Genomic DNA, 25,775 nt, shown 5'->3' with positions numbered 1-25,775 from the left:
TACCCTGTGCCAGGTGACCACCGTTCGCCTGCCCCTCTTCCCGCTGAACTCGGTGCTGTTCCCGGGCCTCGTGCTGCCGCTGAACGTCTTCGAGGAGCGCTATCGCGCCATGATGCGCGAGCTGCTGAAGACCCGGGAGGACGAGCCGCGCCGGTTCGCGGTCGTCGCGATCCGCGACGGCCGGGAGGTCGCCCCGACCGCGCCCGGGCTGCCCGACCAGACGGCCCTGCCCGAAAAGGGCCCGGCGGCGGGCTTCGGCTCCGACCCGATCCAGGCGTTCCACCGGGTGGGCTGCATCGCGGACGCGGCGACGATCCGGGAGCGGGAGGACGGCAGCTTCGAGGTGCTGGCCACCGGCACGACCCGGGTGCGGCTGCTGTCGGTCGACGCGTCGGGGCCGTTCCTGGTGGCGGAGCTGGAGGAGCTCGCGGAGGACGCGGGCGACGGCGCGGGCGCCCTGTCCGAGGGGGTGCTCCGGGCCTTCCGCAGCTACCAGAAGCGGCTGGCGGGGGCCCGTGAGCGGACCCTGGCCTCGGCGCCGGACCTGCCGGACGAGCCGTCGGTGGTGTCGTACCTGGTGGCGGCCGCCGCCGTGCTGGACACCCCGTCGAAGCAGCGCCTGCTCCAGGCCCCGGACACCGCGACGCGCCTCGCGGAGGAGCTGAAGCTGCTCCGTACCGAGACGGCCGTGATCCGCCACCTGCCGTCCCTGCCGGCGGTGGACCTGACCCGAACCCCGACGAGCCCGAACTGAGGCCATGGCGAAGAAGAAGCCGCAGCCGGCCGGCACCCCTGCCATCACCGCCCTCACCAGTTCGGGCGTGGCGTTCACCACCCACTCCTACGAGCACGACCCCGCACACCCCTCGTACGGCGAGGAGGCGGCCGAGGCGCTGGGCGTCTCCCCGGAGCAGGTGTTCAAGACCCTGGTCGCCGACGTGGACGGGGCCCTGACGGTGGCGGTGGTCCCGGTGTCGGGCTCGCTGGACCTCAAGGCCCTGGCGGGCGCGGTGGGCGGGAAGCGGGCGGCAATGGCCGATCCGGCGCTGGCGGAGCGCACCACGGGCTACGTGCGGGGCGGCATCTCCCCGCTGGGGCAGCGCAAGCGGCTGCGTACGGTCCTGGACGCCTCAGCCTCCGGCCACACCACGATCTGCGTCTCGGCGGGCCGCCGGGGCCTGGAGGTGGAACTCTCCCCCACGGACCTGGCCGCCCTCACCGGGGCCGTGCTCGCCCCGATCGGCCGCCCGTAGCCCCCGGAAGGGGCCGGGCGCAGAGCCTGGGGAACGGGCGGAGGGCGGGTGGGGGAACCGGCCCCGCGCGGCGGCAGGCCACCCGCGTCAGGAAGAGTGGACGTGGGGCGGGGGGTACGTGCCCTCCCAGGGCTTCGGCTCGGGGTCGCGCGGACCCCACAGGGCCGTCAGGCCCAGGTGCACGGCGACGGCCGCCATCGGCCACACCAGCAGGACCCCGTACGCGAGGAGCTGGAGCGGCGCGTCGAACGGTACGCCCTTGCCCGCCTTGGCGGCGGTGGCCGGGACGTCCGCGCCGGGGCTCAGCCAGAGCCCGAGCCGCCACCCCACCAGGGAGGCGAAGCAGGCCCCGAGGGCCAGCCCGATCACCAGGGGGACGCCCCCGCGCCGGCGCCACAGGAACACCCCGACCGCGCTGAGCGCGCCGAGCCCCAGGGCCAGCAGGAAGAAGGTCCCGTCGGCGCCGATCCGCGCCTCGCTCTCGGTGTTGCGCAGGAAGACGGCCTCACCGTTGGAGACGTACTGCACGCGCGGCGCGAGCCACATCCACAGCAGCCCGAGGAGCACCCCGGACACGCCCACCACCAGGGTGACGGCGGCCCCGTCGCGGATGTCCGCCGGGGTGACGGCGGCCTCCGGCTCGGGGAGCGGGGGGACGGTCGGCTGCTGCTGCGGGGTCACGGCTTCGGTCACCCCCACATCGTGCCAGGTGCGGCGGCGACCGGCGTCAGCGGACCGCGGCCCGCCGGTACGCCCAGGTGGCGAGGGTCAGCGACAGCACCCCGACGGCCGCGCACACTCCGAGGTCGAGCAGGACGGCCGTCCAGTCGGGGTGCGGGGCGAAGGTCTCCGCGAAGGCCTCGACCCCGTACGTGGACGGCAGCAGGTCCCGCGCCCACACGATGACGTCCGGCATCCGCTCCGCGGGCAGCACGCCCAGCAGCAGCGCCGCCGACATGCCCAGCTGCCCGGCAAGGGTGGCCAGCTCCTGGCGCGGCGCGAGCAGCCCCAGCGCGGCGCCGAGTCCGGCGAGCGCGGCCCCGGCCAGGGGGACGACGGCGGCGAGGATCCACAGCCCGCCCATCGGCAGGCCGAACAGCACGCAGCCGAAGACGGCCGTCACCAGCGTCCCCGGCAGGGTGAAGGAGGCGTAGGCGGCGGCGGCTCCGAGCACCACCGAGGCGGGCGGCACGGGCAGGGTGGCGTAGTGGTCGAGGCCGCCGCCGGCCCGCAGCTGCCCGAAGTACTGCGCGAGCAGGTTCAGCGCGACGAAGGCGACGACGAGGACCGAGGAGCCGGCGACGACGGCCCGGGCCTCCGAGCCGCCGCCCCCGTCGACCACGCCCCGCATCAGGATCATGATCCCGACGGACTGGAAGGTGGCGACGAACAGCAGCGGTATCCGGGCGACCCGCGCCCGGGACAGCTGGGCCCGGTAGACGGCGGCGAGGGCGGGGAACAGCCGCGCCCTGGGAGCCAGGACCCCGACGGGGGCGGCAGCGGTGGTCACGACTTGACCAGACCCTTCATCCGGCCGCCCAGCGCGAGGTACACGTCCTCCAGGCTCGGCGTGGCCAACGTGAAATCGTCGAGGGCCGCGAAGGCCGGGCCGCCGGTGACGGCGGCGACGGCCGCGCGGGCCTCGTCCGGTGGCAGCCGCAGCACCCAGCGGCGGCCGGACTCGGCGGCCTTCGCGGCGAGCGCGGCGACCTCGGGCACGTCCGGCGGCGGGGCCGTGCGCCAGACCAGCTCCAGGCGGACCTCGTCGGAGACCCGGGCCTTGAGGCCGGCCGGGGTGTCGCAGGCGATGACCTTGCCCTGGTCGACGACGGCGACCCGGTCGAGGACGGTCTCGGCCTCGATGACGTTGTGGGTGACGAGCAGGACGGTGGCCCCCTGGGCGAGGCGGCGGCGGTCCACGGCCTCCCAGACGGCCCGCCGGGCCACCGGGTCCATGCCGGTGGTCGGCTCGTCGAGGACGAGGACGGGCCGCTCCCCCACCAGCGCCGTGGCGAAGCAGGCCAGCCGGCGCTGTCCGCCGGAGAGCTTCTTGAGGGGGCGCGCGGCGATCCCGGTGAGGCCGAGCTCCTCCAGTACGTCGTCCCGTACGGCCCGCGCCTCGCGTGCGCCGAGCCCGCGCAGCCGGCCGGTGGTCTCGGCGGCCAGCGCGACGGTGAGCTCGTCGAGGGCGGTGGATTCCTGTCCGAGGTAGGCCAGCAGCCGGGAGGCCCGCTCGGGGTGGCGTACGAGGTCGTGGCCGAGCATGGTCACGGAGCCGGAGTCGGGCCGCAGCAGCCCGGTGAGCTGGCGGACCAGGGTGGACTTGCCGGCGCCGTTGGGGCCGAGCAGGCCGAAGACCTCGCCGCGCCGGACCTCCAGGCAGATCCCGTCGTTGGCGCGGGTCTCGGGCAGGGCGGGGGCCCCGCGCCGGCCGCGTACGGCGGGGTACGTCTTGACCAGGTCACGCACCGCGCAGACCACGTCCGAAGCGGCTCCGTCGGCCGCCGCCGTGGTTGTTCCTGCCTGTGCTGTGCCCGTACTCACGAGGGAGCAGCCTACGCGGCTTCCGGCCCTACTCGGCCGCCGGGGTCATCGGCGCCCCGGGTACGGCCGCCGCCGGACCGCCCACGTGCTCGGCCGCGGCACGCACGTCGATCTCCCTCCAGAACCCGGCACGGATGGCGTAGCGGTCGTGCTCGTCGATCTGGTCGTCCTTGTGCGCGAGGAGCCCGAACCGGGCGGCGTAGCGCAGCAGCTCCCCGTCGATGCGGTGCGGGACGCGGGGGTACATGGTGGCGAGCCTCTGCAGGTGGGCGGCTTCCGGGAGGCGTTCCATCCAGCGCCGGGCGAAGACCTGGCCGACCTCGAAGGGGTCGCCGCCGACGGTGGTGATGTCCTCCTCGCGGTCGGCCCAGCGCTGCTCGGCGCTGGTGAGCTGGGCGAGGGTGGGCAGTGAGGCGGTCTCGGCCGGTTCGCCGAGCGGGCCGGCGCGGTCGACCCAGCCCTTGTCCGAGGACCAGCGCAGGGCGCTGCCGGCCGGGCTGGCGGCGGCGTGGCCGGCCGGCGCGGCGGCGGGGACCGGGGCGGGGGCGCGGAGCGCGGCGAGGTCCTTGGGGGTGGGGACGGGCTTGGCCCCTTCGGTGGCGGGGGCCGGTACGGGTGCTCCGGTCGGGCGGGCCTCGGGGGTGGCGGGGGCGCCGTTGCGGGCGGCCTCGGCGAGGGCCGCCTCGGGCAGGGGCGCGGAGAGGATCGCGGCGATCTCGGGGCGCGGGGCGGGCGGCGGGGGGCAGAGTCCGGCGAGGTCGCGGGCGCGGACGGCGCGGGTGATCCAGGCCCGGTCGAGGACGCGGCGCTCGTCGGCCTCGGCGACGAGGTCCTCGGACTGGTTGTAGTCCCCGTCGGCGGCCTGCACGGCCCAGAGGTGGACGGCGACGCCGTGTTCCTTGGCGGACATCAGTCCGGGCAGCAGGTCGCCGTCGCCGGTGACGAGGACCACGTCGGAGCAGGCCCGGTTGCGGGCGAGTTCGGTGAGCTCGGCGTGCATGGCGGCGTCGACGCCCTTCTGCGCCCAGCGGCCGTCGCTGCGGGTCAGGGCGCCGAGCCGGACGGTCACGCGGGGCATGACGCGCAGCCGGCGGTGCTCGGGCTGGGGGACCCGGTCGGGGGCGCCGTCGAACCAGTAGATCCGCAGGAGGGGCTGCTGGGTGTCGGCCTCGGCGCGCTCGCGCAGGCCCTGGATGAGGGCGGAGTGGTCGACGGTGATGCGGGAGCGGGAGGGTTCCCCGGCGAGGAGGCTCGCGGCGGCGCCCAGCAGGTATCCGGCGTCCACCAGGACGACGCAGCGGTCCACGCGTTCCACCCTCTTCCGTGGGGGTCCTCGACAGGTTTTCCCCGAGTCTGCCCGACCGCAAGGGTGTTGACGGCCGGAACTCGATCATCGGCGTGGCGTATCTCCCGGGGGGGCCTCGAAAGCGAGCCCCACCACGCACGGCAATGATCCAAAATGCGGGGTTTGTGGCGGTATGTGAATGTGAAGGCGGCCCTGGCCCCTACACCCCCCACGGAGGCATTCCATGGCCAAGAACAAGAACCAGAAGCAGCCCGCCAAGCAGCAACAGCGTTCGTCCACCCCGGAGCGCAGTTCGACCGAGGCTTCGCCGGAAGAGCGCTCCTCGCAGTCGCCGAGCCCGCTGGACATGGCCCACAAGAGCAAGCAGAAGCGCTTCGGCCACAACTGACGCCGCGCGCGGACGACGGAAGGGGCCCCACCGGCAGCGTCGCCGGTGGGGCCCCTTCCGTACGCGCGTACGCGCCCCCGTGCCGGCTAGCCGGCCAGGCAGGAGGGGCCGAGCAGCACCTTGAGGTCGCCGAAGAGGGCGGGGTCGGGCTGGACCCGGTGCCGGTCGAGGCGCAGCACGGTGGTGGTGCGCGGGCCCTGGAGCTTGATCCGCACCTCGGTGTTGCCCTTGTGGTGGCGCAGGATCTCGCCCAGACGGGTCACCATCGGCGGGGTGACCTTGACCGTGGGGATGGTGAGGACGACGGGGGCGTTCGTGCCGGCCGACGAGAGGTCGGGGACCATCATCTCCATGGCGACCAGCCGGGGGACGTCCTCGCGCTTGTCCAGGCGGCCCTTGACGAAGACGACGGTGTCCTCGACCAGCTGGGTGGAGACGAGCTGGTAGGTCGCGGGGAAGAACATGCACTCGATGGAGCCGGCCAGGTCCTCGACGGTGGCGATGGCCCAGGCGTTGCCCTGCTTGGTCATCTTGCGCTGGAGGCCCGAGATGATGCCGCCGATGGTGACGACGGCGCCGTCGGAGTGCTCCCCGCCGGTGAGCTGGGAGATTCCGGCGTCCGTCTTGTCGGACAGGACGTGCTCCAGGCCGAAGAGCGGGTGGTCGGAGACGTAGAGGCCGAGCATCTCGCGCTCCTGGGCGAGCAGGTAGGACTTCTCCCACTCGACGTCGGAGAACTCCACGTCGAGGCCGAAGCCGGGCTCGTCGCCGCCGTCCTCTTCACCCATTCCGCCGAACAGGTCGAACTGTCCCTCGGCCTCCTTGCGCTTGACCGCGACCACGTTGTCGATCATCGATTCGTGATGGGCGACCAGGCCCTTGCGGGTGTGCCCCATCTCGTCGTAGGCGCCGGCCTTGATCAGCGACTCGATCGTGCGCTTGTTGCAGACGACGGCCTCGACCTTGTCGAGGAAGTCGGGGAAGGAGGAGTACTTCCCCTTGGACTTCCTGGTCTTGATGATCGAGTCGACGACGTTCTGTCCGACGTTGCGCACGGCGGTGAGGCCGAAGAGGATCACGTCGTCGCCCTGGGCGGCGAAGTTGGACTCCGACTCGTTGACGTTCGGCGGGAGCACCTTGATGCCCATGCGCCGGCACTCGTTGAGGTAGATCGCGGACTTGTCCTTGTCGTCCTTGACCGAGGTGAGGAGTCCCGCCATGTACTCCGCCGGGTAGTTCGCCTTGAGGTAGGCGGTCCAGTAGGAGACCAGGCCGTAGGCGGCCGAGTGGGCCTTGTTGAAGGCGTAGCCGGCGAAGGGGACCAGGACGTCCCAGAGGGCCTTGATCGCCTGGTCGCTGAAGCCGTTCTTCTTGGCGCCCTCCTCGAAGATGACGAAGTTCTTCGCCAGCTCCTCGGGCTTCTTCTTGCCCATCACGCGGCGCAGGATGTCGGCCTCGCCGAGGGAGTACCCGGCGATGATCTGGGCGGCCTTCTGGACCTGCTCCTGGTAGACGATCAGGCCGTAGGTGACCGCGAGCACCTCTTCGAGCGGCCCCTCCAGCTCGGGGTGGATCGGGGTGATCTCCTGCTGCTTGTTCTTGCGCAGCGCGTAGTTCGTGTGCGAGTTCATGCCCATCGGGCCCGGCCGGTACAGGGCGGACACGGCGGAGATGTCTTCGAAGTTGTCGGGCTTCATCAGGCGCAGCAGGGAGCGCATGGGTCCGCCGTCGAACTGGAAGACGCCGAGGGTGTCACCGCGGCCGAGGAGCTCGAAGGTCTTGGGGTCGTCGAGCGGGAGGGCCAGGAGGTCGATGTCGATCCCCTTGTTGGCCTTCACCATCTTGACGGCGTCGTCCATGATCGTGAGGTTGCGCAGGCCGAGGAAGTCCATCTTCAGCAGGCCGAGCGACTCGCAGCTCGGGTAGTCCCACTGGGTGATGGTGACGCCGTCGGTGTGCCGCACCCAGACGGGTACGTGGTCGGTGATCGTCTCGCTGGACATGATCACGCCGGCGGCGTGGACGCCCATCTGGCGGACCAGGCCCTCGACGCCGCGGGCGGTGTCGATGACCTTCTTCACGTCGGGCTCGTTCTCGTACATCCCGCGGATCTCGCCGGCCTCGCCGTAGCGGGGGTGCGAGGGGTCGAGGATGCCGGAGAGCGGGATGCCCTTGCCGAGGACGTCGGCGGGCATGGCCTTGGTGAGCCGGTCGCCCATGGCGTAGGGGTAGCCGAGGACGCGCGCGGAGTCCTTGATCGCGTTCTTGGCCTTGATGGTGCCGTAGGTGCCGATCATGGCGACCTTGTCGGCGCCGTACTTCTCCGTGACGTACCGGATCACCTCGACGCGCCGGCGCTCGTCGAAGTCGATGTCGACGTCGGGCATGGAGACGCGCTCGGGGTTCAGGAAGCGCTCGAAGATCAGGCCGTGCGGGATCGGGTCGAGGTCGGTGATGCCCATGGCGTACGCGACGATCGAGCCGGCCGCGGAGCCTCGGCCGGGGCCCACCGCGATGCCCTGGTTCTTGGCCCACATGATGAAGTCGGCGACCACGAGGAAGTAGCCGGGGAAGCCCATCGAGATGATCGTGTCCATCTCGTACTCGACCTGCTTCATGCGGTCCTCGGGGATGCCGCCCGGGAAGCGGCGGTGCATCCCCTTCATGGTCTCCTCGCGGAACCAGGTGACCTCGGTGTAGCCCTCCGGGATGTCGAACTTCGGCATCAGGTTCCGGAACTTGAACATGCCCTCGGTGTCGATCTGGTCCGCGACCAGCTTCGTGTTGGCGCAGCCCTCCTGCCAGGCGTCCGAGGAGTCGATCGCGTACATCTCGTCGGTCGACTTCAGGTAGTAGCCGGAGCCGTCGAAGCGGAAGCGGTCGGGGTCCGAGAGGTTCTTGCCGGTCTGGATGCACAGCAGGGCGTCGTGGGCGCCGGCCTCGCTCGCGTAGGTGTAGTGCGAGTCGTTCGTGACCAGCGGCGGGATGCCGAGCTTCTTGCCGATCTCCAGGAGGCCGTCCCGGACGCGGCGCTCGATCTCGATGCCGTGGTCCATCAGCTCCAGGAAGTAGCGGTCCTTGCCGAAGATGTCCTGGTACTCGGAGGCCGACTTCAGGGCCTCGTCGAACTGGCCGAGGCGGAGGCGCGTCTGGAGCTCGCCGGAGGGACAGCCGGTGGAGGCGATCAGGCCCTCGGACCACTTGCTGATGGTCTCCTTGTCCATGCGCGGCCACTTCGTGAGCCAGCCCTCGGCGTACGCGTCGGAGGACAGCCGGAAGAGGTTGTGCAGGCCGGTGGCGTTCGCCGCCCAGATCGTCTTGTGGGTGTAACCGCCGGAACCGGAGACGTCGTCCCGCTTCTGGTGGGGCTGGCCCCACTGGATGCGGCGCTTGTTGCGCCGGGACTCGGGGGCGACGTACGCCTCGATGCCGATGATCGGGGTGATCCCGGACTTCTGCGCGGTGTGGAAGAAGTCGTACGCCCCGTGGAGGTTGCCGTGGTCGGACATGGCGATGTGCGTCATGCCCATTTCATTGCAGGCAGCGAACATGTCCTTCAGCCGCGCGGCACCGTCCAGCAGCGAGTACTGGGTGTGGACGTGCAGGTGCGTGAACGGCGTCTTGGTCACGGTGGGGGCCTCCTGAGGAGAGAGGGGCGGCAGCTATGAATCCTACGTCCCAGGAGTGACAGACCCGGGGCACCGACGGGTACGGTCATGCGTTGCAGAACCGGGAAGACCGGTCCGGCGTCCAGTCGGTCAGAAGCCGTACCACCCCTTGCACCAGGAGGCATCCGCCATGGCGGTCACCGAGACCACCGACGAGCAGCGCGCCGAGCAGATACTCGATGTGTTCGACACCGCATTCGGTCAGCTGCTCGCCGCCGACCCCGCTGCCTTCCAGGTCAAGTTCCGGAAGATGGCGGCCTCGGCCTTCGCCTTCTACCGGGGCACGGCCTGCCTCTTCTACGCCGACCTGGAGCGCGACCGGCACGGCGGCCCCTTCCTGGACGAGCGCACCGGCCGGGTGTGGATCCACGGTGATCTGCACGCCGAGAACTTCGGCACGTACATGGACGCCAACGGCCGGCTGGTGTTCAACGTGAACGACTTCGACGAGGCGTACGTGGGCCCCTTCACCTGGGACCTCAAGCGCTTCGCCGCCTCCGTCGCCCTGATCGGCTACACCAAGGCGCTCAGCGACGAGCAGATCAGCTCCCTCGTGCGGACCTACGCGGCGGCCTACCGGGAGCGGATCCACCAGCTGGCGACCGGCGCGAAGAACGAGGAGGTCCCCTCCTTCACCCTGGACACCGCCGACGGCGCCCTGCTGGCTGCCCTGCGGGCGGCCCGCGCCCGCACCCGCTTCGCCCTGCTGGACTCGATGACCGAGATCCGCGACCACGAGCGCCGCTTCACGTCGGGCGGCGGGGCGATCGAGCTGGACGCGGCCACCCGGTACAAGGTGCTGGCCGCCTTCGACGGGTACCTGGAGACCCTGCCGGAGGAGTCCCTGGTGCGCCCCGACTCCTACCGGGTCAAGGACGTGGTGGGCCGCCGGGGCGTGGGCATCGGCTCGGCGGGCCTGCCCTCGTACAACATCCTGCTGGAGGGGCACAGCGACGCCCTGGAGAACGACGTCGTGATCTACCTCAAGCAGGCGCAGACCCCGGCCGTGTCCCGGCACATCACCGACCGGGCGGTCCGGGAGTACTTCCAGCACGAGGGCCACCGCACGGTGATCTCGCAGCGCGCCCTCCAGGCGCACGCCGACCCGTGGCTCGGCTGGACCGAGCTGGACGGTGCCGGGCAGCTGGTCGCGGAGGTCTCCCCGTACGCGGTGGACCTGGACTGGTCGGACCTGGACGACCCGGAGGAGATCGCGGCGGTGGTGGCGGACCTGGGCCGGGCCACGGCCACCATGCACGCCTCGGCGGACGAGGCCGAGAGCGGGCAGTCCCTGGTGCCGTTCTCCACCGAGCGGGCCATCGACGCGGTGATCGCCGCCGACGAGGAGGGCTTCCCGGAGCTGCTGGTCGACTTCGCCCACGCCTACGGGGCCCGGGCGCGCGCCGACCACCAGATCTTCGTGGACCTGTTCCGCAACGGCCGGATCATGTCGTAAGTCCTGGGGCGCGAGGTGCTCCGGGCGCTGATTCACAGGGACCGGGGCGCCTCCCTCACAGGAACTCATGGCAGACTCGCGGCGATGGACATATCAGGGGTGAGGATCCGGGGGCTGCGGGCCGCGCTGTTCAGCGCGCTCGTCGTGCTGCTCTCGGCCGGGTCCCACGTGCTCATGTCCCGGGTCCCGCTGCCGCCCGCGATGGTCGCCGGGGCTTTCGCCGGGGTCTTCGCGATCGCCTTCGCACTGGCCGGCCGGGAGCGGGGCTTCGGCCCGATCGCCGGGCTGCTGGTGCCGCTGGAGCTGGCGGCCGACACCGTCTTCACCGCCGGCCAGCACCTCTGCTACGGCCCCGCGGGCGGCCCGGTGGCCGGGCCGCTGCGCGCGCTGGGCCTGGACGAGCTGTGCGGCGGGACCCCGGTGGGCGGCCCGCTGACCGGGGTGGCCGGGCCCGCCGGGGATCCGGCGGCGCTGCTGGCCTCGCCGGGGCCGTGGACGCCCTGGCTGCTGCTCGGTGCGCACGTCACCGTCGGGCTGGTGGCCGCCGCCTGGCTGCGGCACGGCGAGCGGGCCCTGGTGCGGCTGCTGCGGGCGGTCGCCGCCTTCGCGTTCCGGCCGCTGCTGCTGGCCGCCGCCTCGGCCGGGGCCGTCCCCGGGCGGGCCGGGCGGGCGCTGCGGCCGGTGTTCCGCGGCACGGTGGCCCGTACCCGCTTCCCGGCGCATTCCGTGGGCCGGCGGGGCCCTCCCGTACGCGCGGCGCTCGCGAGCGCCTGAGCGCGTACCGGAGCACCTCCCAGCGGCAGCCGGGGGAGAGCCCTCTCGTCCCTTCCCGTTCCACGGAGATCATCATGAGTTCACGCAACAGCCAGCAGAACAAGGCCGCCGCCCGCGAGCGGCTGCGCATCGAGCGCGAGCAGCAGGCGAAGAAGGACAAGGCCCGCCGCCAGCTGGTCGTGGCCGGCGCGGTCGTCGCGGTCCTCGCACTGGCCGGCGGCGTCGGCTACGCGGTCGTCCAGGCCAACGAGCCCGGCTACTGGGACAAGGCCGCCAAGGCCGAGCTGGTCAAGCCGAAGAACACCACGGGCGAGGACGGCCTGACCGTGGTCATCGGCAAGCCCGAGGCGAAGAAGACCCTGGAGCTGTACGAGGACTCGCGCTGCCCGGCCTGCGCCGCCTTCGAGCAGTCGGTCGGCGAGCAGGTCAAGAAGGACGTGGACGCGGGCAAGTACAAGCTCCGCTACTTCGGCGCGACCTTCATCGACAACGGCGTCAAGGGCGAGGGTTCGAAGAACGCCCTGAGCGCGCTGGGCGCGGCCCTGAACGTGAGCCCGCAGGCCTTCCTCGACTACAAGGGCGCGCTCTACTCGAAGGCGCTGCACCCCGAGGAGACGAACGACGCCTTCGCCAAGGACGACTACCTGCTGAAGGTCGCGGACACCGTCCCGGCACTGAAGGACAACGCCGAGTTCAAGAAGGCGGTCCAGGACGGCACCTACGACCGGTGGGCGATGGACATGTCGGACGCCTTCAACAAGTCCGGGGTGACGGGCACCCCGACGCTGAAGATGGACGGCAAGAAGATCGAGACCCCGGCGACGCCGGAGGCCTTCACCGCGGCGATCGACAAGGCGCTCGCGGGCTGATGACCTGACAGATCCGGACATCACACCGGAACCGTCACGAACGGGCGGGCGAGCTCTCGGAGTTCGCCCGCCCGTTGCCGTTCCGTGGCTGTTCCAAGCCACATACCGATCAGTAATATGATCGGCCGTGACCAGTCATCTCACCCCTTCACACCCGCGCCGCCGTACGGTCGTCCTGGCCGCCGCGGCCACGGCCGCGCTCGCGCCGATCACCACCCTCGGCGCCCAGGCGGCCCACGCGGCGGGGGCCGCGCCCGCCTTCCTCCACGGCGTCGCCTCCGGCGACCCCCTGCCCGACGGGGTCCTGCTCTGGACCCGCGTCACCCCGACTCCCGAAGCGATACCCGGCTCCGGCCTGGGCCCGGCCACCGCGGTGGGCTGGGAGGTGGCCGAGGACAAGGCCTTCTCCCGGATCGTCGCGAGCGGTTCCGTCACCGCGACCGCCGCCTCCGACCACACCGTCAAGGCGGACGTGCGCGGCCTGCGGCCGCAGACCCCGTACTGGTACCGGTTCACCGCCGGCGGGACCGTCTCCCCGGCCGGCCGCACCCTGACCGCCCCGGCGGCCGGCACGACCACGCCCGGCATCCGCTTCGGCGTGGTCTCCTGCGCCAACTGGGAGTCCGGCTACTTCTCCGCGTACCGGCACCTGGCCGCCCGCACCGACCTGCACGCGGTGCTGCACCTGGGCGACTACATCTACGAGTACCAGACCGGCGGCTACCCCGAGGCCAAGTACGTCGTACGCCAGCACGAGCCGAAGAACGAGATCGTCTCGCTCTCCGACTACCGAACCCGGCACGGCAAGTACAAGACGGACGGCGACCTCCAGGCCCTGCACGCGGCCCACCCCATCGTGGCCATCTGGGACGACCACGAGTTCGCCGACAACTCCTGGTCCGACGGCGCCGGGAACCACACCCCGGACGCCGAGGGCGACTGGGCGGCCCGCGCGGCCGCCGCCAAGCAGGCGTACTTCGAGTGGATGCCCGTACGCCCCTCCATCGCGGGTACCGTCTACCGGCGGCTCCAGTTCGGCACCCTCGCCGACCTGCACCTGCTGGACCTGCGCTCCTTCCGCTCGCAGCAGGCCAAGACGGGCAGCGGCTCGGTGGACGACCCGGAGCGCACCCTCACCGGGCGCGCCCAGCTGGACTGGCTCAAGTCCGGGCTGGCGGCCTCGAACGCGACCTGGAAGCTGGTCGGCACCTCGGTGATGATCTCGCCGGTGGCCTTCGCCTCGCTGCCCGCGCACCTGCTGAAGCCGCTCGCGCACCTGCTGGGCCTGCCCGAGGGCGGGATCGCGGTCAACACGGACCAGTGGGACGGCTACACGGACGACCGCAAGGAACTCCTGGGCCACTTGAAGGACCGGAACATCAAGAACACGGTGTTCCTGACCGGCGACATCCACATGGCGTGGGCGAACGACGTCCCCGTGAACATGGCGACGTACCCGGGTTCGGGCACGGTGGCCACCGAGTTCGTGGTCACCTCGGTGACCTCCGACAACATCGACGACATGCTGCACGTGGCGCCGCACACCCTCTCGGTCGTGGCGGAAGGCGCCGTCAAGGCGGCGAACTGGCACGTGAAGTGGCTGGACATGGACTCGCACGGCTACGGCGTGCTGGACGTGACGGCCGAGCGCTCACAGATGGACTACTACGTGGTCTCGGACAAGCGGCGGCAGGACGCGAGCTCCTCCTGGGCCCGCTCGTACCGCACGCTGAACGGCAGCCAGAAGGTGGAACGGGCCGACCGTCCGGTTAACTGACCCCCCGTCAAATCTGCTGCGGAAGGGGGCTCCTGGTGCAGACCAGGAGCCCCATCCGCCACATCGGCAACAAATCTTTAACCTACGGGTACTTGCCATCTTGATGACATGCACACATAAACTTCCGGCCAGCGTGAGGAAATCCCTCACCCCCCACCACGCTTGCCGAGGAGCCATCGTGCGCGCTGCCGCCCGCATATCCCCCCTTCTCCGCCGCCGCCTCATGGGTACGGCCGTCCTGGCCTCCACCCTGGCGTTCGCCCCGCTGACCGCCCCCACCACGGTCGCCGCGGCTGCTTCCAAGACCGGCGCCGAGGCCTGTGCCGAGCAGGGCTCCGCCCCTGCCAACGCCCGTGTCGCCAAGCCCAAGGACGACCACGCGGCCGAGCCCAACGAGGTCAGCGAGGCCCAGGTCAAGGCCATGGACGCCGACCTGAAGAAGAAGCTCGGCCAGATCCAGCTGTCCCCGCAGCAGGTCTTCGGCTCCGGTGCGGGCGCCTCGCTCGCCACCGCCGCCACGAACATCCCGGTGTACGTCCACGTCATCACCTCCGGCACCGCCGGAAAGCTGACCGCCACGGACATCAACAACCAGATCGCCGTCCTCAACGCCGCCTACAGCGGCCAGGGCAGCGGCAACGTCGACTCCGGCTTCCAGTTCACCCTGGCCGGCACCGACTACACGGACAACGCCGCCTGGTACAACGTCTCCGACGGCACCCAGGCCGAGAAGGACATGAAGAACGCCCTGCGCAAGGGCGACAAGAACGCGCTCAACATCTACACCGCCAACCTCGGCGGCGGCCTCCTCGGCTGGGCGACCTTCCCGAGCTCCTACGCCTCCCAGCCCAAGATGGACGGCGTGGTCCTCCTCAACACCTCGCTGCCCGGCGGCTCCGCCGCCAACTACAACGAGGGCGACACCGCCACCCACGAGGTCGGCCACTGGATGGGCCTGTACCACACCTTCCAGGGCGGCTGCACGGGCAGCGGCGACTCCGTCTCCGACACCCCGGCCGAGAAGAGCGCGGCCTTCGAGTGCCCGACCGGCCGCGACTCCTGCGCCAGCAAGGCCGGCGTCGACCCGATCCACAACTTCATGGACTACACGTACGACTCCTGCATGTACCAGTTCTCCGCGGGCCAGGTCTCGCGCATGAAGAGCATGTGGACCGCCTACCGCGGCTGACCCACCGGGTCCACCGCACCGACGACGATGCCCCCCGGCGCCCTGCGCCGGGGGGCATCGCCCGTGTCCCTACAGCGTGTCGAGGAACGCCAGTGCGGCCTTCCAGGTCTCCTCGGCGGCCTCCGCGTCGTAGTCCTCCAGGTCCGGGTCCGTGAACAGGTGCCCCGCGCCCGCGTAGCCGTGCACCTCCACGTCCGCCCCGGCCCGCCGCATCCGCAGGTACCAGGCGGTCAGCCAGTCGTGCGTCTCGTACGGGTCCGGGTCCGCGATGTGCAGCTGCACCGGCAGCTCGTCGGCAGAGGCGTCCTCGTCCAGGTCCGCCGTGCCGTGCAGGAGCAGCAGACCGCGCGCCTTGTCGTCGGCCAGCGCCAGGTGCTGCGCGACGGAGCCGCCGAAGGAGAAGCCCGCGTAGACCAGGCCCCGGTCGGAGAAGGGCGCCGACGCCAGCACCGCCCGCTTGAGCAGCTCGTCGCGGCCCACCTCCTCCTGGTAGGCCGCACCCTCCTCGAACGTGGCGAACGTACGGCCCTCGAAGAGGTCCGGCACCTGGACCTCGTGCCCGGCCGCGCGCAGCCGGTCGGCCGCGGCGTGGACCGCGGGCCGCAGCCCGTACGTCGAATGGAAGAGCATGATGTTCATGCCCTCCATCGTGCCATTCGCGCGGAAAGCAGGAGTCCGGGGGCGCCCCGTGGATACGTTCTCCAGCATGGAGATGGAGAACGTCCTGCGTCCCGTCCTGGTCGTCGGCGCCGCCCTGGTCCTCACCCTGATCGCCGGCTGGGTGCTCGACCTGCTGCTGCGCAAGGCCGACGCCCGGCACACCGAAACCCCGCTGTGGGGCCTGCTGCGCCGCTGCGGCCTGCCCTTCCGGCTCGTCCTCGCCACCGCGGTGCTCCAGGCCGCGTACCGCCCCGCGGGCATCCTCCCCGCCCACGCGGCCGGGGTGGGCCACGCCCTGACCCTGGTCCAGATCGCCTCGACCGCCTGGCTGCTCGTCGGCATCGCGGCGGCGGTCGTCGAGGCCACGTACGCCCGCTACGCCGCCGCCTCCCCCGACGACGCCCGGGTGCGCCGGGTCCGCACCCAGGTCACGCTGATCCAGCGGGTGCTCACCGCCGTGGCCGTGGTGGTCGCCGCCGCCGCGATGCTGCTGACCTTCCCGCCGATGCGCACGGTCGGCGCCTCGGTGCTGGCCTCCGCCGGGGTGCTCGGCATCGTCGCGGGCATCGCCGCGCAGGCCTCCCTCGGCAACCTGTTCGCCGGCCTGCAGATCGCCTTCGGGGACACCGTGCGCATCGGGGACACGGTGGTCGTCGACAAGGAGTGGGGCAAGGTCGAGGAGATCACCCTGACCTTCCTGGTGGTGCGCACCTGGGACGAGCGCCGGATCACGATGCCCGTCTCGTACTTCACCAGCAAGCCGTACGAGAACTGGTCGCGCGGCGGCGCCCAGATGACCGGCACGGTCTTCTGGCACCTGGACCACTCGGCGCCGGTCCCCCTCATGCGGGACAAGCTCGCCGAGCTCCTCAAGGACATCCCCGAGTGGGACGGCCGCACCGGCAGCCTGGCCGTCACCGACACCACCCCGCACACCATCGTGGTCCGCGCGGTGGTCACGGCGAAGGACGCCGACGACGTGTGGACCCTGCGCTGCGCGGTCCGCGAGCGGCTGATCGCCTGGCTCGCCGCCCAGCACCCGTACGCCCTCCCCCGCGTCACCACCTCGGAGGCGGCCCGCCCCGAATAGCGGGGCCGACTGCCGCCCGGCTTACGGGCTGCGCAGGCTCCGTACGTCCAGGTGCCGCAGCACCCGGTCGACGATCTCCGGGTCGGAGCCCGGTTCGCTGCGCGCCGCCAGGACCTCGTGCCGGGCGGCGGACATCATCTCCCGCTGGATGCGCTGCACGTCGCGGATCCGCTCCACCCGCTTCGCGTAGGCCTCCCGCCGCTCCTCGTCGACCAGGTCCGGGCTGATCCTGGCCCCGACGTCGTAAGCGCGCCGGTACAGGATCTCGACCAGGTCCTCGGGGAGGTCCTCGACCTCCTCGATCTCCCTGAGCCGCCGCTTGGCCGCCTTCGCCGCGCGCAGCGCCAGCCGCCGCTCGGTCTCCCGCTCCACGTCCGCGTCCGCCTCCACCCCCAGCCGGCGCACCAGCCACGGCAGGGTCAGCCCCTGGAACACCAGCGTGGTCATGATCACCGCGAAGGCGATGAAGACGATCTCGTCCCGCGCGGGGAAGGGCTCCCCGGAGTCGGTACGGAAGGGCAGGGCCAGGGCCAGCGCCACCGAGGCCACCCCGCGCATCCCGGCCCACCACATCACGAGGCTCTCCCGCCAGCTCAGCGGGATCTCCTCGTCGTAGTCGCGGCGCCGGTGCAGCTTCTTCGCCAGCCAGGCCGCGGGCAGCAGCCAGACCAGCCGTACGCCGACCACCACCGCGATCACCGCCGCCGCCCAGCCGGCCATGTCCCGCTCGCGGCCCCCGGCCACCCCGAAGACGTTGTGCAGCTCCAGCCCGATCAGCCCGAACGCCACCCCGGTGACCAGCATGTCGACGATCTCCCAGAAGGTGTGCCCGGCGAGCCGCCCCAGCACGTCATCGGCATCACCCGCGTACTCGGCGAGGAACAGGGCCGTCGTCAGCACGGCCAGCACCCCCGAGCCCTGGAGCTCCTCCGCCATCACGTACGCCACGAACGGCACCAGCAGCGTCAGCCCGATCCGGAGCGTGGCGTCGCCGAGCCGGCCCATCAGCCGGTTCGCGGCCCAGCCGAGCGCCAGCCCGACGGCCACCGCCACCACGGCGGACAGCACGAACTCCCCGAGCGCGTCGGGCCAGGAGAAGCCGCCGCTCACGGCGGCGGCGACGGCGACGTGGTAGAGCACGATGGCGGTGACGTCGTTGAACAGGCCCTCGCCCTCCAGGATCGACACCATCCGGCGCGGCAGCCCGAGCGCCCCGGCCACGGCGGTGGCCGCGACGGGGTCGGGCGGGGCGACGAGAGCGCCGAGCGCGACGGCGGCGGCCAGCGGCAGCCCGGGCACGACGGCGTGCGCGACCCCGGCCACGGCGGCGGTGGTCACGAACACCAGGGCCACGGCCAGCAGCAGGATCGGCCGGAAGTTTGCGGCGAACTGCCGCCAGGAAGTGCGCTGCGCGGAGGCGTACAGCAGCGGCGGCAGCACCAGCGGCAGGATGAACTCGGGCGGGACGTCCACATTGGGAACGACCGGCACCAGCGCCAGCCCGACCCCGCCGAGGGTCATCAGCACGGGCGCGGGCAACCCGAGCCGGTCCCCGAGCGGTACGGTCACCACGGCCCCGAGCAGCAGCGCGAAGAGCAGAGCGAGCTGATCCACTCCCCCACCCTGTCAGCCCGCCGCCCCACCCCCGCAGGGGCGCGCGGGGTCCCGCTGGGCGGAGCCTCCCCGCCCCGGGCCCGAGGAAGGAGTCCGGCGCGTCAGGAAGGAGTCAGCGCTCGGCGCATCGCCCGGTGCGGGATGCCCGCGTCGTCGAACTCCGGCCCGTACGCCTCGTACCCCAGCCGCTCGTAGAAGCCCAGCGCATGCGTCTGCGCGCCGAGCGACACCACGGCGAGCCCCCGCCGCCCGGCCTCCGCCTCGATCGCGCGGACCAGCGCCACCCCGACGCCCAGCCCGCGCGCGGACTTGCGTACGGCCAGCCGCCCCAGGGAGCCGGCCTCCGGGGAGCCGGTCTTGGCCAGGGCCTCGGGCCCGTACAGCAGTCGGCCGGTGCCGAGCGGTTCGCCGTCCGCGCCGACGGCCAGTACGTGCACCGCGACCGCGTCGTACGCGTCGTACTCGATCGACTCCGGAACGGACTGCTCCACCACGAACACCTCGGTCCGCACGGCGTAGCAGGCCGCCAGGTCGGCCTCCGAGGAGGCCACCCTCACGGAGACGGCGGTCACTGGCTCTCGGCCCGGATCACATCCAGCGCGTGCTGCAGGTCCGCCGGGTAGCCGCTCTCGAACTCCACCCACTGCCCGTCGGCCGGGTGCTCGAAGCCGAGCCGCACCGCGTGCAGCCACTGCCGGGTCAGCCCGAGCCGCTTCGCGACGGTCGGGTCGGCCCCGTAGGTCAGGTCGCCGACGCAGGGGTGGCGGTGCGCGGACATGTGCACGCGGATCTGGTGCGTGCGGCCCGTCTCCAGCTTGATGTCCAGCAGGGAGGCGGCCCGGAAGGCCTCGATGAGGTCGTAGTGGGTGACCGACGCCTTGCCGTCCTGGGTCACCGCCCACTTGTAGTCGGCGCTCGGGTGGCGCCCGATCGGCGCGTCGATCGTGCCGCTCATCGGGTCCGGGTGGCCCTGCACCAGCGCGTGGTAGCGCTTGTCGACCACGCGCTCGCGGAACTGGTTCTTCAGCGAGGTGTAGGCGCGCTCGGACTTGGCGACGGCCATCAGGCCGGAGGTGCCGACGTCGAGGCGGTGCACGATGCCCTGGCGCTCGGAGGCGCCGGAGGTGGAGATCCGGTAGCCGGCGGCGGCGAGGCCGCCGATGACGGTGGTGCCGGTCCAGCCGGGGCTGGGGTGGGCGGCGACACCGACCGGCTTCATGATGACCACGACGTCGTCGTCGTCGTGGATGATCTCCATGCCGGGCACGGGCTCGGCCACGAGCTCGACGGGCCGCGGCGGGGCGGGCATCTCGACTTCCAGCCAGGCGCCGCCGTGGACGCGCTCGGACTTGCCGACGACGCTGCCGTCGACCGAGACCTTCCCCTCCGCCGCCAGCTCGGCCGCCTTCGTCCGGGAGAAACCGAACATACGGGCGATGGCGGCGTCGACGCGCTCGCCTTCGAGGCCATCGGGAACGGGCAGGGTGCGGATCTCGGGAATCGTACTCACCTGTCGAGTATGCAGGACTCGACGCGCGGGCATGCCCGCCCGAGCTCCACGACCGGCTCCGCGATCAGTCCTTGTGGACGGTGCCGTCCGGGTCCAGGCCCTTGAAGGACAGCAGGACGATCAGGATCCCTCCGCACACGATCGCCGAGTCCGCGAGGTTGAACACGGCGAAGTGGGCCGGCGCGATGAAGTCGACGACCGCACCCCGGAACACGCCCGGCGAACGGAAGATCCGGTCGGTGAGATTGCCCAGCGCACCGCCCAGCAGCAGGCCCAGGGCGATCGCCCACGGCAGGCTGTACAGCTTGCGGGACAGCCGGACGATCACCACGATCACGGTCGCGGCGATGCCGGTGAAGATGATCGTGAAGGCCTCGCCGATGCCGAAGGCGGCGCCGGGGTTGCGGATGGCGGAGAACTTCAGCCACTCGCCGACGATCTCGATCGGCGGCTGGTGTTCCAGTTTGGCCACGACGACCATCTTGCTGCCGAGGTCGAGCAGGTACGCGAGCACCGCGACGACCAGCAGCGCGGCGATCCGCCTGCGCCCCCGGGGCGCGGCGGGCTCCGACTGCGGCTCGGCGTCGTCCCCGACTTCCGGCATACCGATGATGCGCTCCGCCTCTGCCACGTGAGTCCCTCGAACTAGCTCGAACCAGGTACGGGAACCTTCATCCCGACGAGACACGAGAGTACGTCAGTACGCGTAGGTCCTGGCTAGTGCCTCCGCTCCTGCTTCTGCTTGCAGTCCACGCACAGGGTCGCCCTCGGGAAGGCCTGCATGCGCGCCTTGCCGATGGGCCGGCCGCAGTTCTCGCAGAGGCCGTACGTGCCCGCCTCCAGGCGCTCCAGGGCCCGCTCGGTCTGCTCCAGCATCGACGTGGCGTTCGCGGCGAGGGCCAGCTCCGACTCCCGGGTGATGTTCTTGGTGCCGGTGTCGGCCTGGTCGTCGCCCGCGCCGTCGCCCGAGTCCCGCATCAGGCCCGAGATGGCCACTTCGGAGGCGTCCAGCTCGGCCCGCAGCCGCAGCACCTCGCTCTCCAGCTCGCCCCGCGCCTCGGCGACCTCCCCGGGGGTCCAGGGGTCCTCCCCCTCGCGCACGGCGAGCTCGCCGGGGGCCGTGGCGGCCTTCACCTTGGGGAGCCCGCTGGTGGCGGTCCCGGCCGTCTTCCTGGCCGTACCCGCAGTCTTCTTGGCAACCACTTTCCGAGCTCCCGTCTTCCGCGCGGCCGGGGCCGCCCCCTCGGACGCGGCCGTCTTGGCCGCGGCCTTGCTCGTGGTACGCCCGGCCGCCGGCTCGGCCGGGGCCTTCGCGGCCGCCGGCTTCTTCGCCGCCGCCTTCTCGGCCGGTGCCTTCTCGGCGGCGGCCGCCTTCTTCGCCGGGGCCTTCTTCACCGCCGTCTTCTCGGCGGCGGCCTTCTTCGCGGCGGCCTTCTTCGCCGGGGCCTTTCCGGCCGCCTTCTTGACCGCGGGCTCGGCCACCTCCCGTGTCCCCGTCTTCTTCGCCACCATGGCCGCGGCCCCTTTTCACATACTGTGATCTTGTTCGCAGATCGTGCCGGAACGATAAATCGCCTCCGACCCCACGGCAACGGGGCACGCGTCCGTCGAGGTCAACCTGCATCCGTTGTGCCCAGCGGGGAGCCCGGTAATCCGCCCCACCCGCCCCAGTGGATCCCGGAGCCGCCCGTCAGCCCATCCGGGTCACGCCGCGGACCGCCCCGCGACGCGCCGCCGGCCTCCGCAAAACCGGTCTGCCGACCCGCGCCCCGGCCCGTACACTGGGCGCAGCGAAAGGCATGGATGGGGACGAGTAGCGTCGGACGCAGCCAGGAGCGACCCGGGGACGGTGAGAGCCCGGGGGCGAGCGCGATGCGAAGGATCACCCCGGAGCCGCCGGAAGAAAGCCCGCACGGATCCCCGTACGGCGAGTAGAACCGGCTTCGCACCCCAATGAGGGGGCCGCCGGACCCGTCCGGAGGCCAAGGAGGGTGGTACCGCGGGAGCAGCAGACGCTCTCGTCCCTCCGGACGGAAGTGACACACCGCCGGAGGAAGAGTTCAGCCTCATGACCACACCGCCCCAGTACCGCCCGGTACCCGCCCAGGTCGACCTGCCCGCACTCGAACACGCCGTCCTCGACTTCTGGCGCGAGAGCAAGACCTTCGCCAAGACGCTGGAGCAGTCCGAGGGCCGCCCCGAGTGGGTCTTCTACGAGGGCCCGCCCACCGCGAACGGCATGCCCGGCGCGCACCACATCGAGGCCCGCGTCTTCAAGGACGTCTTCCCCCGCTTCCGCACCATGCGCGGCTACCACGTGGCCCGCAAGGCCGGCTGGGACTGCCACGGCCTGCCCGTGGAGCTGGCCGTCGAGAAGGAACTGGGCTTCAACGGCAAGCAGGACATCGAGGCGTACGGCATCGCCGAGTTCAACGCCAAGTGCCGCGAGTCCGTGACCCGCCACACCGACGCGTTCACCGAGCTCACGACCCGCATGGGCTACTGGGTCGACCTGGACGACGCCTACCGGACCATGGACCCCGAGTACGTCGAGTCCGTCTGGTGGTCGCTGAAGGAGATCTTCAACAAGGGCCTGCTGACCCAGGACCACCGCGTGGCCCCCTGGTGCCCGCGCTGCGGCACCGGTCTGTCCGACCACGAGCTGGCCCAGGGCTACGAGACGGTCGTCGACCCCTCCGTCTACGTCCGCTTCCCGCTGACCTCCGGCCCGCTGGCCGGCGAGGCGGCGCTGGTCGTGTGGACCACCACCCCCTGGACCCTGGTCTCCAACACCGCCGTCGCGGCCCACCCCGAGGTCACCTACGTCGTCGCCACGAACGGCGAGGAGAACCTCGTGGTCGCCCAGCCGCTGCTGGAGAAGGCGCTCGGCGAGGGCTGGGAGGCCACCGGCCGGACCTTCACCGGCAAGGAGATGGAGCGCTGGACCTACCAGCGCCCCTTCGAGCTGGTCGAGTTCCCGGAGCCGGCCCACTACGTGGTCAACGCCGAGTACGTGACCACGGAGGACGGCACCGGTCTGGTCCACCAGTCCCCCGCCTTCGGCGCCGACGACCTCGCGGTCTGCCGCGCGTACGGCCTGCCCGTCGTGAACCCGGTCCGCCCGGACGGCACCTTCGAGGAGGAGGTCCCGCTCGTCGGCGGCGTCTTCTTCAAGAAGGCCGACGAGCGCCTGACCGCCGACCTCGACGCGCGCGGCCTGCTCTTCAGGCACATCGCCTACGAGCACAGCTACCCGCACTGCTGGCGCTGCCACACCGCGCTGCTCTACTACGCGCAGCCGTCCTGGTACATCCGCACCACCGCCGTCAAGGACGCGATGCTGCGGGAGAACGAGAAGACCAACTGGTTCCCGGACTCGGTCAAGCAGGGCCGCTTCGGCGACTGGCTCAACAACAACATCGACTGGGCGCTCTCCCGCAACCGCTACTGGGGCACCCCGCTGCCCATCTGGCGCTGCGAGGAGAACCACCTCACCTGCGTCGGCTCCCGCGCGGAGCTGAGCGAGCTGTCCGGGCAGGACCACTCCGCCCTGGACCCGCACCGCCCGTACATCGACGACGTGACCTTCACGTGCACGGCCGAGGGCTGCACCCTGACCGCCGTCCGCGTCCCGGAGGTCATCGACGCCTGGTACGACTCGGGCTCGATGCCGTTCGCGCAGTGGGGCTACCCGTACAAGAACAAGGAGATCTTCGAGAAGCGCTACCCGGCGCAGTTCATCTCGGAGGCGATCGACCAGACGCGCGGCTGGTTCTACACGCTCATGGCGGTCGGCACCCTCGTCTTCGACAAGTCGTCCTACGAGAACGTGGTCTGCCTGGGCCACATCCTCGCCGAGGACGGCCGCAAGATGTCCAAGCACCTGGGCAACATCCTCCAGCCGATCCCGCTCATGGACCAGCACGGCGCCGACGCGGTGCGCTGGTTCATGGCGGCCGGCGGCTCCCCGTGGGCGGCGCGCCGCGTCGGCCACGGCACGATCCAGGAGGTCGTCCGCAAGACGCTCCTCACGTACTGGAACACGGTCGCCTTCCAGGCCCTGTACGCCCGTACGTCGAACTGGGCGCCCTCCGCCGCCGACCCGGCGCCGGCCGACCGCACGGTCCTCGACCGCTGGCTGCTCTCCGAGCTCCACACCCTCGTCACCGAGGTCACGGACGCGATGGAGGCCTACGACACCCAGCGCGCGGGCAAGCTGCTCTCCGCCTTCGTGGACGACCTGTCCAACTGGTACGTGCGCCGCTCGCGCCGCCGGTTCTGGCAGGGCGACGCGGCCGCGCTGCGCACGCTGCACGACGTGGTCGAGACGGTGACCCGCCTGATGGCCCCCCTCACCCCGTTCATCACGGAGCGGGTCTGGCAGGACATGATCGTCCCGGTCACCCCGGACGCGCCGGAGTCGGTCCACCTCTCCACCTGGCCGGTGGCCGACACCTCGGCCATCGACCCGGTCCTCTCCCAGCAGATGCTGCTGGTACGCCGCCTCGTGGAGCTGGGCCGCGCCACCCGCGCCGAGTCCGGCGTCAAGACCCGCCAGCCGCTGTCGCGCGCGCTGGTCGGGGCGGTGGGCTTCGACGGGCTGTCCCCGGAGCTCCAGGCGCAGATCACGGAGGAGCTGAACGTCTCCTCCCTGGCCTCCCTGTCCGAGGTCGGCGGCTCGCTGGTGGACACCACGGCCAAGGCCAACTTCCGGGCGCTGGGCAAGCGCTTCGGCAAGGGCGTCCAGGACGTCGCGAAGGCCGTGGCCGCGGCGGACGCGGCGGCGCTGTCCCTGGCCCTGCGCTCCGGCTCGGCGACGATCTCGCTGAACGGCGAGGAGATCTCCCTCTCCCCGGAGGAGGTCATCATCACGGAGACCCCGCGCGAGGGCTGGTCGGTGGCCTCGGACTCCGGTGCGACGGTCGCCCTCGACCTGGAGATCACCCCGGAGCTGCGGCTGGCGGGCCTGGCCCGTGACGCGATCCGGCTGATCCAGGAGGCCCGGAAGAACTCCGGCCTGGACGTGGCGGACCGCATCGCCCTCCGCTGGTCCTCTTCCGACCCGGAGGTCGTGACGGCCCTCACGGACCACGCGGCCCTGATCTCGGACGAGGTCCTGGCCACGGACTACGCGTCCGGCGAGGCCGATGCCGCGTACGGTGACCCGTTCACGGACGAGCCCCTGTCCCTGACGTTCCGCCTCCGCAAGGCGTAACGCCTCCCGGCGCAGAGCTGTGGCCCGGTCCCCCTGCCGAGGGGGGCCGGGCCACAGCCTTCTCTGGTCCCCTCGCCGGCGTTTGAGGCGCGGGGTCTGGGGGCGGAGCCCCCGGAAGGGGTCCGGGGCCGCAGCCCCTGGGGGCACCTCCCAGCGGTGGCTGGGGGAGGAACGGGCGAAGGGCGGGCGGGGGACCCGGCCCCGCGCAGCGGCCGACCACCCGCAGACGACCACCGGCCCCGGCCCGCGGCACCCGCCCCGCCCCGCCCGGCAGGCCGCCGGACGGAGTCCGGCACAGCGGGCCGGAGCCCGCGGCGCGAAGCCGGCAAGGCCCCCAAGGCCGAGCCGCCGCGAGCGGCAGAAGGCGAAACGGGCCGGGGGGGGGGGGGGGCGGGGGGGGGGGGGGGGGGGGAGGGGGGGGGGGGGGGGGAAGAGGGGGGGGGGGGGGGGGGGGGTGGGTGT

The 25,775-nt window shown here is 71.9% G+C and carries 21 protein-coding genes; 10 read left to right on the top strand and 11 right to left on the bottom strand.

All coding sequences use genetic code 11. From position 1 onward, the window contains the following. Positions 1-13: 13 nt before the first annotated feature. Together ACZ7IF_RS07855 and ybaK are read left to right on the top strand one after the other, a co-directional pair. On the top strand, positions 14-754 hold the full coding sequence (locus ACZ7IF_RS07855; RefSeq protein WP_470964788.1) for an LON peptidase substrate-binding domain-containing protein: 741 nt from the start codon (positions 14-16) through the stop codon (positions 752-754). A gap of 4 nt (positions 755-758) precedes the next feature. Further along, the gene (gene ybaK / locus ACZ7IF_RS07850) at positions 759-1,253 is read left to right on the top strand and encodes a Cys-tRNA(Pro) deacylase (RefSeq protein WP_470964785.1); all 495 of its coding nucleotides are present in this window, start codon (positions 759-761) and stop codon (positions 1,251-1,253) included. 87 nt (positions 1,254-1,340) lie between these two features. Here ybaK and ACZ7IF_RS07845 read toward each other — a convergent pair whose 3' ends face one another. The 4 genes from ACZ7IF_RS07845 to ACZ7IF_RS07830 are packed head-to-tail and all read right to left on the bottom strand — an operon-like array spanning position 1,341 to position 5,112. After that, positions 1,341-1,952: a hypothetical protein gene (locus tag ACZ7IF_RS07845; RefSeq protein WP_470964781.1), complete on the bottom strand. Its 612-nt coding sequence runs from the start codon at positions 1,950-1,952 to the stop codon at positions 1,341-1,343. A gap of 28 nt (positions 1,953-1,980) precedes the next feature. Beyond that, positions 1,981-2,763, bottom strand: a complete 783-nt coding sequence (locus tag ACZ7IF_RS07840; protein ID WP_470964778.1) for an ABC transporter permease — start codon at positions 2,761-2,763, stop codon at positions 1,981-1,983. Further along, positions 2,760-3,797: an ABC transporter ATP-binding protein gene (locus ACZ7IF_RS07835; RefSeq protein ID WP_470964776.1), complete on the bottom strand. Its 1,038-nt coding sequence runs from the start codon at positions 3,795-3,797 to the stop codon at positions 2,760-2,762. The genes ACZ7IF_RS07840 and ACZ7IF_RS07835 overlap by 4 nt, the downstream gene beginning before the upstream one ends. A gap of 28 nt (positions 3,798-3,825) precedes the next feature. Beyond that, positions 3,826-5,112 carry an NYN domain-containing protein gene (locus tag ACZ7IF_RS07830; RefSeq protein WP_470964773.1) on the bottom strand — a complete coding sequence of 429 codons (1,287 nt, stop codon included), beginning with the start codon at positions 5,110-5,112 and terminating at the stop codon, positions 3,826-3,828. Positions 5,113-5,326: 214 nt separating this feature from the next. On the opposite strand from ACZ7IF_RS07830, the gene ACZ7IF_RS07825 reads away from it, so the two are divergent. Next, on the top strand, positions 5,327-5,491 hold the full coding sequence (locus ACZ7IF_RS07825; RefSeq protein WP_470964770.1) for a hypothetical protein: 165 nt from the start codon (positions 5,327-5,329) through the stop codon (positions 5,489-5,491). Positions 5,492-5,577: 86 nt separating this feature from the next. On the opposite strand, the gene dnaE is transcribed toward ACZ7IF_RS07825, so the two are convergent. Continuing rightward, entirely contained in the window at positions 5,578-9,120 is a 3,543-nt protein-coding gene (gene dnaE / locus ACZ7IF_RS07820; RefSeq protein ID WP_470964767.1) for a DNA polymerase III subunit alpha, read from the bottom strand. Between the two features lie 169 nt (positions 9,121-9,289). Here dnaE and ACZ7IF_RS07815 point away from each other — a divergent pair, with 169 nt between their 5' ends. The 5 genes from ACZ7IF_RS07815 (at position 9,290) to ACZ7IF_RS07795 (ending at position 15,224) form a co-directional block, all read left to right on the top strand. Continuing rightward, positions 9,290-10,615, top strand: coding sequence for a DUF2252 domain-containing protein (locus ACZ7IF_RS07815; protein WP_470964764.1), 1,326 nt, complete (start codon positions 9,290-9,292; stop codon positions 10,613-10,615). An 84-nt stretch (positions 10,616-10,699) separates the two neighbouring features. After that, positions 10,700-11,389, top strand: a complete 690-nt coding sequence (locus ACZ7IF_RS07810; protein ID WP_470964761.1) for a hypothetical protein — start codon at positions 10,700-10,702, stop codon at positions 11,387-11,389. Positions 11,390-11,463: 74 nt separating this feature from the next. Beyond that, complete coding sequence (locus tag ACZ7IF_RS07805; protein ID WP_470964758.1) at positions 11,464-12,258, top strand: DsbA family protein; 795 nt, start codon at positions 11,464-11,466, stop codon at positions 12,256-12,258. Positions 12,259-12,385: 127 nt separating this feature from the next. Further along, entirely contained in the window at positions 12,386-14,035 is a 1,650-nt protein-coding gene (locus tag ACZ7IF_RS07800; RefSeq protein ID WP_470964754.1) for an alkaline phosphatase D family protein, read from the top strand. A 223-nt stretch (positions 14,036-14,258) separates the two neighbouring features. Further along, a complete protein-coding gene (locus ACZ7IF_RS07795; RefSeq protein WP_470965522.1) occupies positions 14,259-15,224 on the top strand; it encodes a zinc metalloprotease in 966 nt (321 codons plus the stop codon). A 69-nt stretch (positions 15,225-15,293) separates the two neighbouring features. On the opposite strand, the gene ACZ7IF_RS07790 is transcribed toward ACZ7IF_RS07795, so the two are convergent. Then, a complete protein-coding gene (locus ACZ7IF_RS07790) occupies positions 15,294-15,863 on the bottom strand; it encodes a dienelactone hydrolase family protein (protein ID WP_385765239.1) in 570 nt (189 codons plus the stop codon). A gap of 73 nt (positions 15,864-15,936) precedes the next feature. Here ACZ7IF_RS07790 and ACZ7IF_RS07785 point away from each other — a divergent pair, with 73 nt between their 5' ends. Beyond that, a complete protein-coding gene (locus ACZ7IF_RS07785; RefSeq protein WP_470965519.1) occupies positions 15,937-16,974 on the top strand; it encodes a mechanosensitive ion channel family protein in 1,038 nt (345 codons plus the stop codon). A 21-nt stretch (positions 16,975-16,995) separates the two neighbouring features. Here the strand turns inward: ACZ7IF_RS07785 and ACZ7IF_RS07780 are convergent, their stop codons facing one another. The 5 genes from ACZ7IF_RS07780 to ACZ7IF_RS07760 form a co-directional block, all read right to left on the bottom strand. Further along, the gene (locus tag ACZ7IF_RS07780; RefSeq protein WP_470964751.1) at positions 16,996-18,588 is read right to left on the bottom strand and encodes a Na+/H+ antiporter; all 1,593 of its coding nucleotides are present in this window, start codon (positions 18,586-18,588) and stop codon (positions 16,996-16,998) included. Between the two features lie 101 nt (positions 18,589-18,689). Further along, positions 18,690-19,160, bottom strand: coding sequence for a GNAT family N-acetyltransferase (locus ACZ7IF_RS07775; RefSeq protein WP_470964747.1), 471 nt, complete (start codon positions 19,158-19,160; stop codon positions 18,690-18,692). After that, positions 19,157-20,098 carry an RluA family pseudouridine synthase gene (locus tag ACZ7IF_RS07770; protein WP_007263598.1) on the bottom strand — a complete coding sequence of 314 codons (942 nt, stop codon included), beginning with the start codon at positions 20,096-20,098 and terminating at the stop codon, positions 19,157-19,159. Before ACZ7IF_RS07770 ends, ACZ7IF_RS07775 begins: the two co-directional genes overlap by 4 nt. A 64-nt stretch (positions 20,099-20,162) precedes the next feature. Beyond that, positions 20,163-20,729 (bottom strand): signal peptidase II, encoded by a 567-nt coding sequence (gene lspA / locus ACZ7IF_RS07765; RefSeq protein ID WP_470964742.1) that lies wholly within the window; start codon positions 20,727-20,729, stop codon positions 20,163-20,165. Positions 20,730-20,815: 86 nt separating this feature from the next. Beyond that, positions 20,816-21,610 (bottom strand): TraR/DksA family transcriptional regulator, encoded by a 795-nt coding sequence (locus tag ACZ7IF_RS07760; protein ID WP_470964739.1) that lies wholly within the window; start codon positions 21,608-21,610, stop codon positions 20,816-20,818. A 556-nt stretch (positions 21,611-22,166) separates the two neighbouring features. Here ACZ7IF_RS07760 and ileS point away from each other — a divergent pair. Beyond that, complete coding sequence (gene ileS, locus ACZ7IF_RS07755; protein ID WP_470964736.1) at positions 22,167-25,313, top strand: isoleucine--tRNA ligase; 3,147 nt, start codon at positions 22,167-22,169, stop codon at positions 25,311-25,313. Positions 25,314-25,775 lie beyond the last annotated feature (462 nt).

This window comes from Streptomyces sp. NPDC037421, from assembly GCF_055602105.1.
Note: the sequence above shows the minus strand (reverse complement) of the source record. Positions and strands in the feature narration are given on the sequence as shown.

Excerpts from the sequence above, each read along its gene's own strand:
- ybaK (WP_470964785.1), top strand. The coding sequence starts at position 759 with ATGGCGAAGAAGAAGCCGCAGCCGGCCGGCACCCCTGCCATCACCGCC.
- ACZ7IF_RS07825 (WP_470964770.1), top strand. The coding sequence starts at position 5,327 with ATGGCCAAGAACAAGAACCAGAAGCAGCCCGCCAAGCAGCAACAGCGT.
- ACZ7IF_RS07815 (WP_470964764.1), top strand. The coding sequence starts at position 9,290 with ATGGCGGTCACCGAGACCACCGACGAGCAGCGCGCCGAGCAGATACTC.
- ACZ7IF_RS07810 (WP_470964761.1), top strand. The coding sequence starts at position 10,700 with ATGGACATATCAGGGGTGAGGATCCGGGGGCTGCGGGCCGCGCTGTTC.
- ACZ7IF_RS07805 (WP_470964758.1), top strand. The coding sequence starts at position 11,464 with ATGAGTTCACGCAACAGCCAGCAGAACAAGGCCGCCGCCCGCGAGCGG.
- ACZ7IF_RS07795 (WP_470965522.1), top strand. The coding sequence starts at position 14,259 with ATGGGTACGGCCGTCCTGGCCTCCACCCTGGCGTTCGCCCCGCTGACC.
- ACZ7IF_RS07790 (WP_385765239.1), bottom strand. The coding sequence starts at position 15,863 with ATGAACATCATGCTCTTCCATTCGACGTACGGGCTGCGGCCCGCGGTC.
- ACZ7IF_RS07785 (WP_470965519.1), top strand. The coding sequence starts at position 15,937 with ATGGAGAACGTCCTGCGTCCCGTCCTGGTCGTCGGCGCCGCCCTGGTC.
- ACZ7IF_RS07760 (WP_470964739.1), bottom strand. The coding sequence starts at position 21,610 with ATGGTGGCGAAGAAGACGGGGACACGGGAGGTGGCCGAGCCCGCGGTC.
- ileS (WP_470964736.1), top strand. The coding sequence starts at position 22,167 with ATGACCACACCGCCCCAGTACCGCCCGGTACCCGCCCAGGTCGACCTG.